The following is a 916-nucleotide window of genomic DNA, read 5'->3' as shown; positions in this document are numbered from 1 at the left end:
AGAGCCCAACCGGAAATTAGGTTGAGCGATTTCAGCCAGTTGTGATTCACCGAGGGTTGCGAAGACCACGGGGATCATATGGGCTGGACCGAAACCGCTCGCCGCGAGCATGACAGAAGAAGGCTGCGCTACACAAGCGACTGCACCGATGCGGAATGGGCGATCATCGCACCGCTGCTGGCACGAACGACGAAGGTAGGGCGTCCACGCCTGCACCGCGCACGGGATGTGTGGAACGCTATCCAGTATCTTGCGGCGACGGGATGTCAGTGGGCGCAATTGCCCCGGGACTTCCCACCGTTCACGACGGTGCAGTATCATTTCTACCGGATGCGCGACAGCGGCCTGCTCGATGCGGTCAACGCGGTGCTGGTGGCCGGGGTGCGGGTCGCGGAAGGCCGCGCTGCCGAACCGACTGCAGGCATCATCGATAGCCAGTCGGTCAAGACCACCGAAGCGGGAGGCCCGCGCGGCTACGACGCGGGCAAGAAGATCAAAGGGCGCAAGCGCCACATCGCGACCGATACGACTGGCAGCTTGCTCGACGCCCTGATCCTTCCCGCCGGCGTTCAGGATCGCGATGCCGCACCTGGCCTCCTCGAGCGATGCCGGGATGCATATCCTTCGCTGGCCCGCTTCTTCGCCGATGGCGGCTATGCAGGGCCCAAACTGGAAACCGCAATCGCGCATATCGACCGGCTTGCCATCGAGATCGTCAAACGGTCGGATACCCGGTCCTTCGTCATCCTGCCCCGCCGCTGGGTCGTCGAGCGCACCATCGCATGGCTCAACCGATGCCGACGCCTCGCCAAGGACTGGGAGGCTTCCATCGCCTCGTCAGAAGCATGGCTCATCATCGCATCCATCAGGCGAATGACCCGCCGTATCGCAAAGCTCGAATTATGAGTCGGGCTCT

Annotated in this window: 1 protein-coding gene; it reads left to right on the top strand. The window is 63.0% G+C overall.

Annotated features, from left to right (window positions below; all coding sequences use genetic code 11):
• The first annotated feature begins 78 nt into the window (after nucleotides 1-78).
• On the top strand, nucleotides 79-906 hold the full coding sequence (locus tag QLH51_RS19825; protein WP_283514682.1) for an IS5 family transposase: 828 nt from the start codon (nucleotides 79-81) through the stop codon (nucleotides 904-906).
• The last annotated feature ends 10 nt before the right edge of the window (nucleotides 907-916 follow it).

This window comes from Sphingomonas sp. 2R-10 (assembly GCF_030062225.1).
Classification (GTDB): Bacteria; Pseudomonadota; Alphaproteobacteria; order Sphingomonadales; family Sphingomonadaceae; genus Sphingomonas.
The sequence above is the reverse complement of the archived record's forward strand: the minus strand, read 5'-3'. Positions and strand labels throughout refer to the sequence as shown.